The sequence below is a fragment of the Burkholderia aenigmatica genome, assembly GCF_902499175.1.
Classification (GTDB): Bacteria; Pseudomonadota; Gammaproteobacteria; order Burkholderiales; family Burkholderiaceae; genus Burkholderia; species Burkholderia aenigmatica.
The window spans coordinates 86,592-103,139 of record NZ_CABVQC010000016.1 but is presented as its reverse complement, the minus strand read 5'-3'; the positions used below and the strand labels follow the sequence as shown (position 1 = coordinate 103,139).

Below are 16,548 nucleotides of genomic sequence, written 5' to 3'. Positions count from 1 at the left end.
TTACGCGCCCTTCAGGCTGCCGGCGATCTTCTGCGCGACGTCGGCCGGCACCCACTGCTTCCACATGTCCTGGCGGGTCTTCAGGAACTGCGTGGCCATCGCCGCGCCGTCGATCTTCTTCGTCGTCATCTCGAGGATCGTCTGGTTCAGGAAGTCCATCGGAAAGCGCACCTTGCCGAATACGCCGACGAGATCGGGGTTCGCATCGGCGAACGGCTTCGACACGCCGACCGTCAGTCGCGACACCATGTACGACGACGCGCACTGGTGCGTGCTGCTCTCGTCGCGCAACGTCTTCCAGCATGCTTCGTTATAGGCCGGCATCTTCAGCGCGGTGAACTTGTATTTCGCCATCAGCGCGGCCGGGCCCCAGTAATAGAACACGATCGGTGCGCCGCGCTGGTACGCGGATGCGATCGCCGCATCGAGTGCCGCGCCCGTGCCCGGATGGAAATTCGTATACGACTGGTCGAGCTTCAGCACGCGCAGCAGGCGCGTGTTCACGCGCTCGCAGTCCCAGCCCGTCGGACAGTTCAGGAAGCGGCCCTTGTCCGGTTCCTCCTCGTCGGCGAACACCTGCTTGTACTTCGGCAGATCGTCGACCGACACGAGCCCCGGTGCGACCGGCTTGATGTTGCGCGCCGGATCGCCCTTCACCACGTAGTCGGGAACGAACCAGCCTTCCGTCGTGCCGCCCGGCAGCGTGTCGCCGATCAGCTTCACGGCGCCCGACGAGACGGCCTTCGCGGTGATCTCGCTGCGGCCCGTCCACTGCTCGGCCCAGATCTGCAGGTCGTTGCGCGCGAGCGCCGTTTCGGTGGCGGCCGTGCTGCCCGGCACGACGTCCGTCTTGCAGCCGTAGCCCTTCTCCATGATCTGCCGCAGCACCTCGGTCGCGAACGACCCGCTCTCCCACGTGATGCCCGCGAAATGGACCGTCTTGCCGTCGGCGCACGCGCCGCCGGCCGCGTGGGCCGCGGGCGCGGACAGGATCGCCGCGGCGGCGAGAAGGACCGTTTTCAGTCGTCGAATCTGCATGGTGGGTCGTCTCCAAATCGAATCTGTTGTTTGTGCGTCGCGGCATGCGCGGCGACCGGCGAATCGTGAATCCAGCCACGTCCGGTCAGTCTGCATGTTTCAGCCGCCAATATGTTTAGGGAAACGAGTAATTCCGATCATTGCAATCGGCGGCGCCAATCGATCCCCGGATGTGCTGTCAGGCACGCCGGACGGGCTTCCCGGCCGGATTCACGAGGCGGGACACGGCCCGGCGCGGGCGGCCTCGCGACCGTGTTCGGCCATTGTCCGGCCGGGGTTGAACGGCGGTGCCGCACTCACCGTTTCGGCTGTCGAAACGGCCTGTCGCGCCCCCATTGGCGAACCCGATCCCATCCATCGAAATTACTCGCTTTCGATTCCTTTTCGGCTTGGGAAGAATGCGCGGAGTCATCGGAGGAGACACGACCCGACGCTGCCGGTTGCCGCGCCGCCGCGCCTTGCGCGATCCGGCGCCGCGCACGCTGCGCCGGGTCGCCCCGGATGACGGGGCGCGCCTCGCCGGACGCGCTCACGACAACCGATACAAGCTGGATATCCCGGAGATCTCATCAATGAAAAAGACCCTGACGGCGCTCGCCGTAACGGCAACCTTCGCGGCCCCCGTGTTCGCGCAAAGCAGCGTCACGCTGTACGGCGTGATCGACGAAGGCCTGAACTACACGAACAACGTCGGCACCGGACACGTCTACGAAATGGCGAGCGGCTACGCGCAGGGCAGCCGCTGGGGCCTGAAGGGCAGCGAGGATCTTGGCGGCGGCATGAAGGCGATCTTCCAGCTCGAAAACGGCTTCGACGTGAACACCGGCCGGCTCAACCAGGGCGGCCGCATGTTCGGCCGCCAGGCGTACGTCGGCCTGAGCCAGACGCAGTACGGCACGCTGACGTTCGGCCGCCAGTACGACTCCGTGGTCGACTATCTCGCGCCAACCACGGCCAACGGCAACTGGGGCGGCTACCTGCTCGCGCACCCGTTCGACAACGACAACACCGACAACTCGTTCCGCCTCGACAACACGGTGAAGTACGCGAGCCCGAACTTCGGCGGCTTCACGTTCGGCGGCGCATACAGCTTCAGCAACAGCACGAACTTCTCGGACAACCGCGCGTACAGCTTCGGCGCGCAGTACCAGAACAACGGCCTGCTGATCGGCGCCGCGTACCTGCAGGCGAACCATCCGGGCGACGGCTCGGCCGGCGCGATCACCGCGAACGACGCGAGCTACATCGCCGAGCGCATGCGCGTGTTCGGCGCGGGCATCAACTACACGTTCGGGCCCGCGACGGTCGGCTTCGCGTACACGAACTCGAACTACAAGAACCCGACCGGCAACGGCTACCTCGGCAACCCGGGCGCGATCATCGCGCCTGGCGCGACGGTCAGCGCGATCAAGTACCAGAACTTCGAGGTGAACGGTTCGTATCAGATCACGCCGGCGTTCATGGTGGGCGCGCAGTACGTGCTGTCGCTCGAGAAGTACGACGCATCGACCGGCAATGCGAAGCCGAAGATCCACTCGGCCGGGCTGATGGCCGACTACAACCTGTCGAAGCGCACCGACGTGTACGTGCAGGCCGCGTACCAGCACATCGCCGGCGACAAGACGAACTCGATCCTCGACAACGCGTTCATCCCCGGTACCGACGCGCCGTCGTCGACGTCGAACCAGGTGGCCGTGCGCCTCGCGCTGCGCCACAAGTTCTGACGCAACCCGGTTCTCCGTTCTTCACGCGACACCCGCGCGGGTCTGCCCGAGGTGTCTTTGCCCGCCCGCAGGCGCAAGCCTGCCGGCGGGCTTTTTCATGGTTCCTCGCCAATTTTCGGCACGCGTGCGCGTCAGCGGCTACCGCGTCGAACCGGACACACGCGTTCGACGGCCTCACGAAAATCCCCGACAATCGTTGCCAGCCTTTCAAGTCCGCTGGGGCCCGTCTCGATCCCGCGCCCGGCCGATACGCGCGCAGCACGTGCGCTGCCCGTCCGGCAGCGCACGCCTCGCCGCGTTCGGGTCGATCGCCGATCAGCCGCAGGCGGCATGAAGCCCGTTCACGCTTGCACATTGCTCACAATAGTTTGCAATTTTGCGGCAAGCCGGTCGATATGATCTGCCTGTCACGATCGGATCGGTGTCGGCATAGGCAATCCTGCGGCCACGCGCCGCAAAGAGCCCAAACGGCTCGACGAACATAACGCATCGGGGGCGACGGCAATGGAGCGCAATGAAGACCAACAATCACACGGCGCCGCCGGCTTCTGGCGACGCACCGCCGCCTTTTCGATCGATTCGATTCTGCTCGGACTGATCGGGCTGGCAATCGCAATCCCGTTCTTCGATGCCCTTTCGACGATTGGCGAATGGGGAAGGCTGATCGGCTTCCTGATCGGTTCCCTTTACTTTGGCCTGCTTGAGGGCGGAAATCGGCACCAGTCGCTCGGCAAGCGGGTGATGAAGATCCGCGTTGCCGATAGCGCCGCCCCTGACGGATCCTCCGGTCCCGGGTACGTTCGCGCCTGGGCACGGTACGCGCTGATCGCCGTTCCGCTGATACTCGGCGGCATCGGCTTTATCGACCTGCCCGCGCTTCGCGATCCGGGCATGGAATGGCTCGCCACCGCGAACGGCGCGGTCGTGTTCTTCTGGTGCCTGGCATTGCTGTATCTGTTCGTTTTCAACAGGCCGAGCCGCCAGTCCGTACAGGATCTGCTCACCGCCAGCAGGGTCGTGCATGTCGCGGCCCCAGTCGACGATACCGCTCCGGTTGGCCGGAAGCACTGGGCGATCCTGGCCGTCCTTGGCCTGCTTATGTTCGCCGGCAGTCGTTTTGCGGCAACGCGGTTGATCGATGACGATCGCATGGCCGATATCCGTCAGATCCAGCGTGCAACGTCCACCGTTCCGGGCGTGATCCAGAGCGGCGTCTGGATCGGCACCATGCGGGTGGGCGGCCCGGCGGGCCAGACGCAGAAGGCGATCGCCACCATCACCGTGCTCACGAGCACGCCGACCCTGCTGAACAAGGCCGGGGCGACCGCTGTCGCGCACGCAGCGCTTTCCGCATCGGCCTGGCTGCGAAAGCAGGATCTCGTCAACGTGGTGAGCGTCCGCTCGGTCAATCTCGGCATTGCGACGTGGCGAAACCAGTTCTTCATGGGGCGCTCGCCTGCCGAATGGGCCACGATGGTCGGCACCGGGTCGACGTGACGAAGCAGGAATGAGCGACATCGGCATCGACCTGCCGCGCGGGTCTGCCCGAGGTGTCTTTGCCCGCCCGCAAGCGCAAGCCTGCCGGCGGGCTTTTTCATGCGCATCGTCACGCGTGGCCGGCCGGCGCCGCCGGAGCGGATGAAACCGCGCGATTGCCCCGTCAACCGTGACAGGTCAGCGAACGCTGATCCGTCGATACACTGTGAGCCTCCGCAACGGTCGCCATCCGTCTTTCTCGATGCCGGCCGTCGCCTTCATTGCGCACGGCCTGCACCCCTTCCCCCGCACCGCGCGCCTGCCGCACATCCCCGAGGAGTGTCACTTGAAACACTGGCGCCGCGCGCTGTTCACCTTCGCCACCGGCCTTCTGGCCGCCGCGACTTCCCAGGCCCACCCCGTCTGCACCGTCGTCGCCGACGCCGCCACCGGCCAGGTGCTCGTACAGCAAGGCGACTGCGCGACCCGCGTGACGCCGGCGTCGACGTTCAAGGTTGCCATCAGCCTGATGGGCTTCGATGCGGGCGTTTTGAAAGACGAGCACACACCGACGCTCGACTTCCACGCCGGCTACCCCGACTGGGGCGGCGAGCCGTGGCGCGAGCCGACCGATCCGGCGCGCTGGATGAAGCTGTCGGTGTTCTGGTACTCGCAGCAGGTCGCGCAGGCGCTCGGCCAGGCGCGCTTCCAGCAGTACACGAATGCATTCGGCTACGGTAACGCGGACGCCACCAGTCAGGCGGGCGAGCTGAACGGCGTGATGGGCGCATGGGTCAACGCATCGCTGCGCATCTCGCCGCTCGAACAGGTCGCCTTCATGCGCAAGATCACGAACCGGACGCTGCCCGTCAGCGCGCACGCGTACGACATGACCGAGCGCATCACGCTGATCGACACGCAACCCGGCGGGTGGATCGTGCACGGCAAGACGGGCACCGGGTCGCCGGGGCGCAAGTACGATGCGTCGCACGCGTATGGCTGGTTCGTCGGCTGGGCGGCCAAAGGGCCGCGCAAGCTCGTGTTCGCGTACCTGATGCAGGACGACAAGCGTCAGACGCCGAATGCCGGCCTGCGTGCACGCGATACGTTCCTGGCGACGCTGCCGGCCCTCGCCGAACCGGGCAGGCCGCAGTGACCACCGGGCCGCGCAACGCGCGGATCGACCTGCTGCGCGGCGTGTCGATCGTGCTCGTCCTGCTGCATCACTTCAACATCCCTTACTCGCTGCGCGACACGTCGCTCGCTCGCGCGTTCGGCTGGGATGCGGTGCATGCGGTGGCGCGCAACGGCAACTACGGCGTGACGATGTTCTTCGTGATCTCCGGCTACCTGATCACGTCGAATGCGCGGCGCCGCTGGGGCAGCCTCGGCGCGGTCGACGTGCGTTCATTCTATGTATCGCGCGTCGCGCGCATCGTCCCGTGCCTGCTCCTGCTGCTCGCACTCGTCAACGGCCTCGCGGCGGCCGGCGTGCCGATCTTCCAGAACCATGCGCCGGAGGGCATCGCCGTGTCGTTCTGGCTCGTGAATTTCGCGTCGCTGACGTTCTGGATGAACGTGCTGATCGGTGCCTACGGGTGGGTCAACTACGCGCTCGGCGTGCTGTGGTCGCTGTCGGTCGAAGAGGTGTTCTACCTGTCGTTCCCGCTGCTGTGCGTCGCGCTGCGCCGCGATGCACGGCTGGTCGCATTCTGGGTGATCATCGCCGCGCTCGGGCCCGTGTACCGCTTCACGCACGCCGGTGAAGAAGGCGGGTTCCTCTATGCGTACTTCGCGTCGTTCGACGGGATCGCGATCGGCTGCTGCACTGCGCTGCTGGCCGAACGCGCAAACTGGCAGCGGCTGGCCGCGCCGTTCGTGCAGTGGCCCGTCGCGACGGCGATGGCCGCGCTTTATCTGGCCTGGCCGATCGCGGAAAGCCACGTCGCCGGCGTCACCGCGATGGCGCTCGGCACGGCCGTGCTGCTGATCGGCGCACACGTCAACGGCGAGCGCGTGCAGGGCCGCCTGCTCGCGCCGTTGTGCCGGGCCGGCAAGTTGAGCTACGAGCTGTACCTGTTCCACCTGATCGTGCTCGGCGGATTGCGCACGTTCTGGCCGCCGTCGGCCACGCATGGCGACACGAAGCTGCTGTTGCTGACGGCGTATCTGGCGTTGTCGGCGGCGCTGAGCGCGGCGATCGGGCGCGGCTATGCGACACCGCTCGACCGCTTCATCAAGCGGGTCGCGTCGCGGCCTTCCGCGCGCGTGCCGGACGGCGCGCGCTTCTAGCCCGCATCGGCGATCGCTGCGGCGCCACGAGAAGAAAGAAAAAATCGGCCAGGGCCCGGCCGTATCGCTTGACGATACCGGCCGGCCTGACCGCAAGCCCCGCGTACAGATGGTCGAAATCGTCGATCAGTCGAGATAATCCGCGTATTCCTTGCGCGTATAGCTGGCGAGCGTCTGCCACGGCAACGTCTCCCGCCGCGCGGCCGGCGTCGGCGTGAGCGTCAGCTTGCGCACGACACGGCCGTCGGCGCTCCGGTACTCGACCGACAGCGGCGCCTGCCACTTCTCGCTCCACAGGATCCGGTTCACGCCGCGCGCGCCGGGTGTGTCGACCGCCTGCTCGTACCAGCGGGTGCCGGGCGCGTCGCCGCGCTTCGCCACCGCGAGCCGCTTCAACTGCGACGGCGGCGTGACGTAGTACGCGTTGTCCCACGAGCCGTCGAAGCCCGTGGTTTCGTACTCGGCCGGCGGCACGCTGACGACCGTCCGGTTCGCCGCATCCACATACTCGATGCGCGTCGTCTTGCCGTCGGACGTCACGTGCCGCGCGGCCGCCTGGAAGTTGAAGTGCTTGTGGCCGGCGTGCGCGGCGGCCGGCTGCACACCGGCGCGCGGTGGCGTCTCGCGTACACCGCCCGCGTCGTGGTCATGGTCGTGATCGTCGCCGTGCCCCCCTGCCGCCGCGACGGGCAGCACGCGTTCGACCCACACGTGCCCGTCGCGCCGCACCATCCGTTCGCGATACAGCGTCGTGCGCGTCACACCGTCGGCCGACACCGTGCGGCTCTCGTGCAGCAGCACGGCGTCGAAATCGGCCGCTGCAAGGGCCGGTAGCGCAACCCACCCGCAAGCGAGCGCGCAGAGAAGCTGACGTTTCATCGGGCGTTCCCGTTCCTCATGAGATCAACGGACTCAGAAACCGAACGCCGAGCGCACGAGACCGAACACCTTCGTGTTGTCGATCGTGCCCTTGAACGCCTTCGCGTCCGCGCCGTCGGCGAACAGCATCACGTCGCCGCCGCCGTGCGTCTCCGAGCCCGCGCTGCCCATCCGCACACCGACTTCCTGCAGATACGCCTCGTTCGTCGCCGTGGCCGAATCGACCGACGCGCGCACGTTCGGCCGGTTCGCGCCGTTGCCGAACACCAGCGTCGTGTAGGTGTTGCCGTCGGCGTCCTTGCTCGGCTGGCCGTCGCGATAGTTGCGGCTGATATCGAGAATCGGGTTGCCGCGCTTCGAATAGCCGTTGATCGTCATCGTGTGGTCGTGGTCGGCCGTCACGACGATCAGCGTGTTCGACAGGTCGACCTTCGACAGCGCGACGCGGATCGCTTCGTCGAATGCCACCGTGTCTTCGAGCGCGCGCTTCGCGTTGGTGCCGTGCAGCGCGTGATCGATCCGGCCGCCCTCGACCATCAGGAAGTAGCCGTTCGAATTCTTCGACAGCACGTCGATCGCCTTCGACGTCATCTCGGCGAGGCTCGGCTGCGACGGCCCTTCGCCCTTGCCGGCCACGCGGTCGAGTTCGTATTCGAGATGGCTCGTCGAACTGAACAGGCCGATCAGCTTGCCGTTGCCGGCCTGTGCGAGCTGATCCCTGGTCGCGACGACGGTGTAGCCCTTCGCCTTCATCTCGTTGAGCAGGTTGCGCCCGTCCGCGCGGCCGCGCTTGTTGGCCACCGGATCGAACGGCGTCCAGTGATTGCGGCCGCCGCCCATCAGCACGTCGACGCCGTCGCCGAGTGCCGCGTTGTAGCCCGCGCCGCCCGGTGCCGCCTGCGCGGCGATGTCGTACTGCGCATCGCGATGGCAGATGTGCGAATAGGTCGCGGCCGGCGTCGCGTGCGTGAGTTCGGTCGTCGTGATCGAGCCGACCGCCTTGCCGCGCGCCTTCGCCAGCTCCAGCAGCGTCGCAACCGGCTGGCCGTTGCCCGGCGCGCAGTTGTTGACGGTCTTGTTGCCGTTGGCGTCGTTGCCCGGCGCGACCGCGCGCGTGTCGGACGACATCGACAGCACTTCGTTGTTCATCTTCACGCCGGTCATGTACGCGGCCATCGACGGCGCGCTGTCGGTCGTCTGCGCGTCGTTCGAGAAGGTCTTGACGCGCGCGGTGCGGGCCAGCTTCTCCATCGTCAGTTGTCCCGACTCACCGACCTTGTAGATCCGGCTCGCCGTCACGGTCGTCGGCCCCATGCCGTCGCCGAGAAAGAAAATCACGTTCTTCGCCTGGCCGGCGGCTTGCGCCGCGCCGCATGCGAAACCCGCGACGGCCAGCGCCGCCGCGATGTACTTGATGGTCGACATCCTGTATTCCCCTGTACCCGTATGGTCGGCGCTCACAGCTGCACCGCGTTGCGCACCAGCTCGAAGACCTTGTTGTTCTCGATCACGCCGTGGAACGCATCCGCGCCGCGGCCGATCGCACCGAGAAACACATCGGTGCCGCCGTGCGTCTCGTTGCCCTTGTCCATCCGCACGACCGCCTCCTGGCGATAGTCGTCGGCGCCCGTCACCGCATCGGTGAGCGCGGTGCCCGCGCGGCTGCCCTGCACGCGGTTCTCGCCGTTGCCGAAGCCGATGATCGTGTACGGCGCGCCGTCCGCGTCCTTCGCGACCGTCCCCGTCTGGTAGTTGCGCAGCACGCCCAGCACGCCGGGCTTGCCTGCTTCGGTCTTGCCGGTGCGCGCCGCATAGCCGTTCAGCACCAGCGTATGGTCGTGGTCTGCGGTGACGACGATCAGCGTGTTCTTCAGGTCGGGATCGGTCTTGCGCACCTTGTCGATCGTGGCCTTGATCGCGTTGTCGAACGCCACCGTGTCCTGCAGCGCGCGCTTCGCATTGGTGTCGTGCAGCGCGTGGTCGATCCGGCCGCCCTCGACCATCAGGAAATAGCCGTTCGGGTTCTGCTGCAGCACGTCGAGCGCGCGCGTCGCCATGTCGCTGAGGCTCGGCTCCTTGGTCGCGCCGCGGTCGAGGTCGTAGCTCATGTGGCTCGACGAGAACAGGCCGACCAGCTTGCCGCTCTTCGTCGCATCGGCGGCCAGCAGGTCGTCGCGGTTCTGCGCGAACGCATAGCCCTTCGCCTTCAGCTCGTTGACCAGGTTGCGGCCGTCGGTGCGCTTGCCGCCACCATCCTTCGGCACGAAGAATTGCGTGCCGCCGCCGAGCACGACGTCGACGCCGTTGCCCAGTGCGCCGTTGTAGCCCGCGCCGCCCGGCACGAGCTGCGCGGCGATGTCGTTCTCGGCGTCGCGATGGCACACGTGCGCGTACGTCGCGGCCGGCGTCGCATGCGTGACACGCGTGGTCGTCACGACACCGGTGGCCAGCCCCTGCGCCTTCGCGATCTCGAGCAGCGTCGTCGCCGATTTGCCGTTGTTGGTGCCGCAGTTGCCGGTGAGGCTCGCGGTCGGCTCGATCGCCTTCGTGTCGGGCGACATCGAGATCACTTCGTTGTTGGTCTTGACGCCGGTCATGTATGCCGACATCGACGGTGCGCTGTCCGTCACCTGCGCATCGTTGGAGTAGGTCTTCACGAACGCGGTTTCGGGCAGCGAGTCGATCGTCAGCGCGCCGTCTTCACCGACCGCATAGATGCGCGCGGCCGTCATCGTCGTGATCCCCATGCCATCGCCGAGGAAAAAGATCACGTTGCGCGCGGCGAGCGGCGTCGTGGGGCCGGGCGCCGTGCTGGTCGGGTCGTCGTCGCTGCCGCATCCGGCCAGTGCAAAGGCGCTCGCACACAGCAGCGCCGCCATTTTGATTCGATTCATGTTGCCGGTTCTCCCCGCCGTTGATGCTTTCGAAATGAAAGGCGATGGTAGGAACCTGATGTGACGGCAATATGAATGCTAATTGGAAGGATTGGAAGGATTTATGAAAGGTGACGGCGAGGCGCCACGGTCGGGCGCCTCGCGTGCAGCGGCGTCATTCCGCATGTTCGGCTGTGACGTTGCGCACGGTCACGATGCGCGCAGGCGGAATGTTTGCCCAGACGATCCGGCTGCCACTGGCAACAAATGCCGAATCGCCCAGCGGATGACGGCCGGGCGGCCGCAGGTCGTACGTGAACTGAATCATCACGCCATCGGCCGACAGCACGCGATGGCACTGATCGATGATCGCCGTCACGTCCTGACGCGGCAGCGTGCGCAACGGCAGGCACGACACGATCGCGTCGACGCGCGCATCGGGCGGCAGCAGCCGCTCGAGCTGACGCGCGTCGCCCGACACGATCGAGATGCCCGGAAAGCGTCGCCGCAGATGCTGGACGAACGCCGGCGAACGCTCGACCACGACGAGGCGCCGTGGCGCGACGCCGCGTTCGAGCAAAGCCGCGGTGATCGCACCGGTGCCGCCGCCGAGCTCGACGACCAGCCCGTCGCCGTCCGGCACCGCGTCGGCCATCTCGCGTGCCAGCTGCCGCGAACTCGGGCACAACGCGCCCACCGAGGCCGGACGGCCAACCCACTCGCGCACGAACAGTGCCGAGACACGCCACGCGTTCGGCCACATCATGGGCAGCCCTTGAGCGGTTGCGCTGTCGGCCGCGACGTGCCGATGGCTTCGTTGAACAGGGCTACGGCGACACGGGGCTTTGGCATGCGCATCCTCCTGGACGAATCGGTCCGTCGCAGGAAGAGCGACGTTCAAATCGATTCTAGGAAACACAAACTTAAGACGACGTGAAGATTGTCCCTGATTCCGCTGATCAATTCGTGCCCGATCGTCCGCCGGATGCCGGATCAGCGATCGATACGCTGCTGGAAGTGCGCGGGATAGCGTTCGCCGACGATCCTGATCTGCTGCAGCGCGGTTTCGATCGCGGCGAGATCGTCGGCCGTCAGCACGACGGCGGCCGCGCCCACGTTCTCGTCGAGCCGGTGCAGCTTCGTCGTGCCCGGGATCGGCACGATCCACGGGTGGCGGGCCAGCAGCCAGGCGAGCGCGATCTGCGCGCGCGTCGCGCCCTTGTCGGTCGCGATCCGGCCGAGCAGATCGACGAGGCCCGCGTTCGCCTTGCGGTTTTCCTCGGAGAAACGCGGCACGACATTGCGGAAATCGTTCTCCGCGAACGTCGTATTCGCGTCGATCGCGCCGGTCAGGAAACCTTTACCGAGCGGACTGAACGGCACGAAGCCGATCCCGAGTTCCTCGAGCGTCGGCAGGATCCGCGCCTCCGGCTCGCGCCACCACAGCGAATACTCGCTTTGCAGCGCGGCGACCGGCTGCACCGCGTGCGCGCGGCGAATCGTCTGCTCACCGGCTTCCGACAGCCCGAAATGCGCGACCTTGCCTTCTTGGATCAGGTCCTTGACCGTGCCGGCCACGTCCTCGATCGGCACGTTCGGATCGACGCGATGCTGGTAGAACAGGTCGATACGATCGACCTTCAGCCGCTTCAACGCCGCATCGGCCACGTCGCGGATATGCGACGGCCGGCTGTCGACGCCCTTCATCGCCTGACCGTCCTCGAAACCGAACTTGGTGGCGATCACGACCTGGTCGCGAAACGGCGCGACCGCCTCGCCGACCAGTTCCTCGTTGATGAACGGGCCATACGCTTCCGCCGTATCGAAGAATGTCACGCCGCGCTCGAACGCGGCGCGGATCAGTGCGATGCCGCTCGCGGTGTCGGTGGCGGGGCCGTAGCCGTAACTCAATCCCATGCAGCCGAGCCCGATTGACGAGACTTCGAGGCCGCTCTTACCCAGCATGCGCTTTTGCATGACGTTCTCCTGCTGAAGATGAAAAGGATCGACGGGATGCCGAGGAAGCCAGTGTAGGTTGATGGATACTGCTCAACAATCGGCGTACCCTTTCATACGTTACTGAGGAAAATTCACAAATGCTCCGCACCGGTATCGGCGAACTGACGACCTTCATCACGATCGCGGAGCAGCGCAGCTTCAGCGGCGCGGCGCGCATCCTGGGCGTGTCACCGTCGGCGCTGAGCCATGCGGTGCGCCACCTCGAGGCGCGGCTCGGCGTGCGCCTCTTCAACCGCACCACGCGCTCCGTTGCGCTGACGGAGGCCGGCGAGCAGTTGCTGCTGCGCGTGCGGCCCGCGGTGGCCGATCTCGAAGATGCATTGAACGACGCGGCCACCGCCCGCAACCGCCCGTCCGGCCAGATCCGGATCAGCGCGTCGGAAGCGGCGGCGCGCCCGCTGATCCGGCATGTGCTGCCCGCGTTCGTCGCCCGCTATCCGGACATCCACGTCGAGTTCGTCACCGATTCGCGGCTGATCGACATCGTCGAGCACGGCTTCGACGCCGGCATCCGCGTTCATGAAGACGTACCGCGCGACATGATCGCGGTGAAATTCGGCGACACGATCCGCTTCGTCGCGGTGGCGTCGCCCGACTACCTGTCGCGGCACGCACCGCCGGCGCGCCCGCAGGATCTCGTGCAGCACCGGTGCATCCGCTACCGGTTCGAAAGCGGCGCGCTCTATCGATGGGATCTGATCCGCAAGGGCAAGCGGGTCAGCGTGGATGTCGACGGGCCGATGACGCTCGGCAACCAGGGGCTGATGATCGAGGCCGCGCTGGCCGGTATCGGCATCGCGTGGGTGACGCAGTCGCGCGTGGCCGATCACGTCGCCGCCGGGCGGCTCGTGCCGGTTCTGCCGGAATGGAGCCAGGATTTCGGCGCGCCATGCCTCTACTATCCGGCGAACCGGCATCCGCCGGCGGCGCTGCGGCTGTTCGTCGAGGCCGTGCGCGAGTGGGTGGCTACCGGGCGCGAAGCGGCACCGGACTGAGCGCAGCACGCGCACCGGAACATCCCCACAGCCGATGCCGCGCCACGCGGCACCTGCCCGCACGCTTAACGCGTGGCACGCATCAGGATATTCGCGAACGGCAAGCCCTCATCGTCCTCGTCGCGCCGCGAAATGTCCTCGAAGCCGAGCCGCGCGTAAAACGCATGGGCATCGCGATTATCGGCGTACACCTCGAGATCGAGCGTGCCCTTGAGCGCGAGCGCATGCTCGACCAGCGCGCGGCCGATCCCGTGGCCCTGCATCGACGGCGCGACGAACAATCCGCCGATCGTCCCGTCAAGCAGGCCGATGAAGCCGACCGGCTCGCCGGCACGACACGCGACCCAGGTTTCCGCGTTGGGGAGATAGATCGCTTCGATCAGCGTGCGCTGCTCGCGCAGCCGCGCCTCGCCGAGAAACGGATGTGCGAGCAGCGATGCGTCGAACCAGATGGCCGACAGCGTGTGCAGGTCGGATGCCTCGTAAGCGCGAATCTCGATTGCCATGTTTTCGTGTTGTTCAATTCGTCCTGCGGGGACGAACGCACCCCGCTGCGTTCGTCGATGCGGTACGCCGCGCACGCTGCCCAAAGCAGCGCTGCGCGGCGCCGTTTCACCGCAAGTTGGTTCTGGCGAGCTCGACGATCTCGTCGCCGCGCCCGCTGAGGATCGCACGCAGCATGAACAGGCTGAAGCCCTTCGCATGCGCGAGTTCGATCTTCGGCGGCATCGCGAGCTCGTACTTCGACGTGACGACGTCGACCACCGCCGGCCCGTCGTGCGCGAACGCCATGCGCAGCGCCTCTTCGACGTTCTCAGAATGCTCGACGCGCACGCTGAAGATGCCCGCGCCCTTCGCGATCGCCGCGAAATCGGTCGGACTCAGGTCGACGTTCGTATCGAGATAGCCGGCCGCCTTCAGTTCCATCGACACGAAGCCGAGCAGGCTGTTGTTGTACACGACGATCTTGATCGGCAGCTTGAGCTGCCGCGCGGTGAGCAGATCGCCGAGCAGCATCGACAGCCCGCCGTCGCCGGACAGCGACACCACCTGCCGCCCCGGATGCGCGCCCTGCGCACCGAGCGCCTGCGGCATCGCGTTCGCCATCGAGCCGTGATTGAACGAGCCGTGCAGTTGCCGCTTGCCGTTCATCGTCAGGTAGCGCGCGGCCCACAGCGTCGGCGTGCCGACGTCGGCCGTGAAGATCGCGTCTTCCGCCGCGACTTCGTCGACGATCTTCGTCAGATACTGCGGATGAATCGCGCGGCCCGGCGGCTCGGCCACCGCGAGATCGTCGAGCCCCTTGCGGGCGGCCGCGTAGTGCTTCAGCGCATTCTCGAGGAAGCGCCGCTGCGTCTTGCGCGTGAGGCGCGGCAACAGCGCCGCGATCGTTTCCTTCACGGTGCCGACGAGGCCGAGCGCGAGCGGCGCGCGATGGCCGAGTTGCGAGCCCTTCCAGTCGATCTGCGCGACCTTCGCGTTCGTCGGATAGAACGGCCGGTACGGAAAATCCGTGCCGAGCATCAGCAGCGTGTCGCACGATTCCATTGCGTGATAGCCGGAGCTGAAACCGATCAGCCCCGTCATCCCGACGTCGAACGGGTTGTCCCATTCGACGAACTGTTTGCCGCGCAGCGCATGTACGACCGGCGCGCCGAGCGTGTCGGCCAGCGCGACCACTTCGTCGTGCGCGCCTTGCGTGCCGCTGCCGCACAGCAGCGTGACCGCATCGGACGCATTGAGCAGCGCCGCGAGCCGGTCGAGATCGGCGTCGGCCGGCAGAATCGACGGCGGTGACGACTCGCTCCACGCAGGCAGCTCTTCCGGGCCGTCGCCGAGCGCGATATCGCCCGGCAGCACGATCACCGCGACGCCGCGCTCGTCGATCGCGGTGCGCATCGCCCGTGCGAGCACGCGCGGAAACTGCGACGCGTTCGTCACGAGTTCCGCGAAGTGGCTGCACTCGCGGAACAGTTCCTGCGGATGGGTTTCCTGGAAGTAGCCGAGGCCGATCTCGGTCGACGGAATGTGCGCGGCGATCGCGAGCACCGGCTGGTGATTGCGGTGGCAGTCGTACAACCCGTTGATCAGGTGCAGGTTGCCGGGGCCGCAGCTGCCCGCGCACACCGCGAGCCGCCCGGTCGACGCCGCGTCGGCGCCGGCCGCGAACGCGGCGCTTTCCTCGTGCCGCGTATGCATCCAGCGGATCGAGCCGATCTGGCTCAGGCTGAACGACAGGCCGTTCAGGCTGTCGCCCGTCACGCCCCAGATGCGCTCGACGCCCGCTGCCGCCAGCGTCTTCGCCAGGTATTCCGCCATCGTCTGTCTTGCCATGATGCCCTCATTCGTTGATTGACCGAGACATGCATGAACCGTCCGCGCATCCGCACGCGCCGCCGCCCGGACGAGCATACGCGCGTTGCCCGCTCGACGTCGTGGCCGTGCGAACGATCCGACTGACGTATGAGGGGCGTTCGCGCGATTCGTTCGATGCGAGGTGCACGGTGCGCGTACGTTCGCGCGTCATCGATTCGTCACCGCGGCGTCAGCCGATGGACAGCTCGACGGCCGGCGCGCTCAGCTCCAGTCGGACGCCGCTTCGTCCGGATCGACGAGCGTGAGCCCCGCCGCCGGCAGCGGCAGCGCGGTCTTGTAGCGCACCTGCTTCAGCGCGAAGCTCGACCGGATGTTCGACACGCCGGGAATCGTCGTGAGCCGCTCGATGATGAAACGTTCGAGCGTGCGCATGTCGGGCATCACGACGCGCAGCAGGTAATCGGCGTCGCCCGACATCAGGTAGCACTCCATCACCTCCGGCCGCTGCGAGATCGCTTCCTCGAAACGCTGCAGCGCATCCTCGACCTGCTTTTCCAGGCTGACCTGGATGAACACGTTGATCCGCAGCCCGAGCGGCTCGGGATCGAGCAGCGTGACCTGCTGCCGGAACAGCCCGAGCTTCTCCAGCGCGCGCACGCGGTTGAAGCACGGCGTGACCGACAGGTTCACCGCCTTCGCGAGTTCCGCGTTCGTGATCCGTGCGTTCTGCTGAAGCTGGTTCAGGATGCCGATGTCGATGCGGTCGAGCCGCCGCGGGTTCGCGCTCATGGTCGAAATATTCCAGAAGAGTGGCTGTAACCAGAATATTTACACTATCCAGACTGGAATTCACAATGAAATCAGACGCATATTTTGCGGATCGGCGGGTAGCATGATCCGACCGATTGCCACTGATTGCGCGCCGCCCCGACCCGG

General features: G+C 66.6%; 14 protein-coding genes. 5 read left to right on the top strand and 9 right to left on the bottom strand.

The window, feature by feature from the left end; all coding sequences use genetic code 11:
* Positions 1–1,038, bottom strand: coding sequence for an ABC transporter substrate-binding protein (locus BDO18943_RS14090; protein ID WP_011356435.1), 1,038 nt, complete (start codon positions 1,036–1,038; stop codon positions 1–3).
* A 572-nt stretch (positions 1,039–1,610) separates the two neighbouring features.
* Between BDO18943_RS14090 and BDO18943_RS14085 the strand changes: the two genes are divergently transcribed.
* From BDO18943_RS14085 to BDO18943_RS14070, 4 genes are all read left to right on the top strand, one after another.
* A complete protein-coding gene (locus tag BDO18943_RS14085; RefSeq protein WP_175022776.1) occupies positions 1,611–2,762 on the top strand; it encodes a porin in 1,152 nt (383 codons plus the stop codon).
* Positions 2,763–3,266: 504 nt separating this feature from the next.
* On the top strand, positions 3,267–4,259 hold the full coding sequence (locus BDO18943_RS14080; protein WP_175022775.1) for an RDD family protein: 993 nt from the start codon (positions 3,267–3,269) through the stop codon (positions 4,257–4,259).
* 325 nt (positions 4,260–4,584) lie between these two features.
* Positions 4,585–5,394, top strand: a complete 810-nt coding sequence (blaOXA, locus tag BDO18943_RS14075) for an OXA-1043 family class D beta-lactamase (protein ID WP_175022774.1) — start codon at positions 4,585–4,587, stop codon at positions 5,392–5,394.
* Positions 5,391–6,530 carry an acyltransferase family protein gene (locus BDO18943_RS14070; RefSeq protein ID WP_175022773.1) on the top strand — a complete coding sequence of 380 codons (1,140 nt, stop codon included), beginning with the start codon at positions 5,391–5,393 and terminating at the stop codon, positions 6,528–6,530. The genes blaOXA and BDO18943_RS14070 overlap by 4 nt, the downstream gene beginning before the upstream one ends.
* Before the next feature lie 126 nt (positions 6,531–6,656).
* On the opposite strand, the gene BDO18943_RS14065 is transcribed toward BDO18943_RS14070, so the two are convergent.
* The 5 genes from BDO18943_RS14065 to BDO18943_RS14045 all read right to left on the bottom strand — a co-directional run bounded on the left by BDO18943_RS14065 (position 6,657) and on the right by BDO18943_RS14045 (position 12,259).
* Entirely contained in the window at positions 6,657–7,409 is a 753-nt protein-coding gene (locus tag BDO18943_RS14065; RefSeq protein ID WP_175022772.1) for a hypothetical protein, read from the bottom strand.
* A gap of 33 nt (positions 7,410–7,442) precedes the next feature.
* Positions 7,443–8,834 (bottom strand): alkaline phosphatase, encoded by a 1,392-nt coding sequence (locus tag BDO18943_RS14060; protein ID WP_175022771.1) that lies wholly within the window; start codon positions 8,832–8,834, stop codon positions 7,443–7,445.
* Between the two features lie 32 nt (positions 8,835–8,866).
* Positions 8,867–10,303 (bottom strand): alkaline phosphatase, encoded by a 1,437-nt coding sequence (locus tag BDO18943_RS14055; protein WP_175022770.1) that lies wholly within the window; start codon positions 10,301–10,303, stop codon positions 8,867–8,869.
* A gap of 154 nt (positions 10,304–10,457) precedes the next feature.
* Complete coding sequence (locus tag BDO18943_RS14050) at positions 10,458–11,048, bottom strand: class I SAM-dependent methyltransferase (protein WP_043178798.1); 591 nt, start codon at positions 11,046–11,048, stop codon at positions 10,458–10,460.
* Between the two features lie 227 nt (positions 11,049–11,275).
* Positions 11,276–12,259, bottom strand: a complete 984-nt coding sequence (locus BDO18943_RS14045; RefSeq protein WP_175022769.1) for an aldo/keto reductase — start codon at positions 12,257–12,259, stop codon at positions 11,276–11,278.
* Positions 12,260–12,378: 119 nt separating this feature from the next.
* Here BDO18943_RS14045 and BDO18943_RS14040 point away from each other — a divergent pair, with 119 nt between their 5' ends.
* Complete coding sequence (locus BDO18943_RS14040; RefSeq protein ID WP_175022768.1) at positions 12,379–13,296, top strand: LysR family transcriptional regulator; 918 nt, start codon at positions 12,379–12,381, stop codon at positions 13,294–13,296.
* Positions 13,297–13,361: 65 nt separating this feature from the next.
* Here the strand turns inward: BDO18943_RS14040 and BDO18943_RS14035 are convergent, their stop codons facing one another.
* The 3 genes from BDO18943_RS14035 to BDO18943_RS14025 form a co-directional block, all read right to left on the bottom strand.
* Entirely contained in the window at positions 13,362–13,802 is a 441-nt protein-coding gene (locus BDO18943_RS14035; RefSeq protein ID WP_175022767.1) for a GNAT family N-acetyltransferase, read from the bottom strand.
* A gap of 106 nt (positions 13,803–13,908) precedes the next feature.
* Positions 13,909–15,630 carry a ubiquinone-dependent pyruvate dehydrogenase gene (gene poxB / locus BDO18943_RS14030; RefSeq protein WP_175022766.1) on the bottom strand — a complete coding sequence of 574 codons (1,722 nt, stop codon included), beginning with the start codon at positions 15,628–15,630 and terminating at the stop codon, positions 13,909–13,911.
* 243 nt (positions 15,631–15,873) lie between these two features.
* Positions 15,874–16,401 (bottom strand): Lrp/AsnC family transcriptional regulator, encoded by a 528-nt coding sequence (locus BDO18943_RS14025; RefSeq protein ID WP_175022765.1) that lies wholly within the window; start codon positions 16,399–16,401, stop codon positions 15,874–15,876.
* Positions 16,402–16,548: the final 147 nt, after the last annotated feature.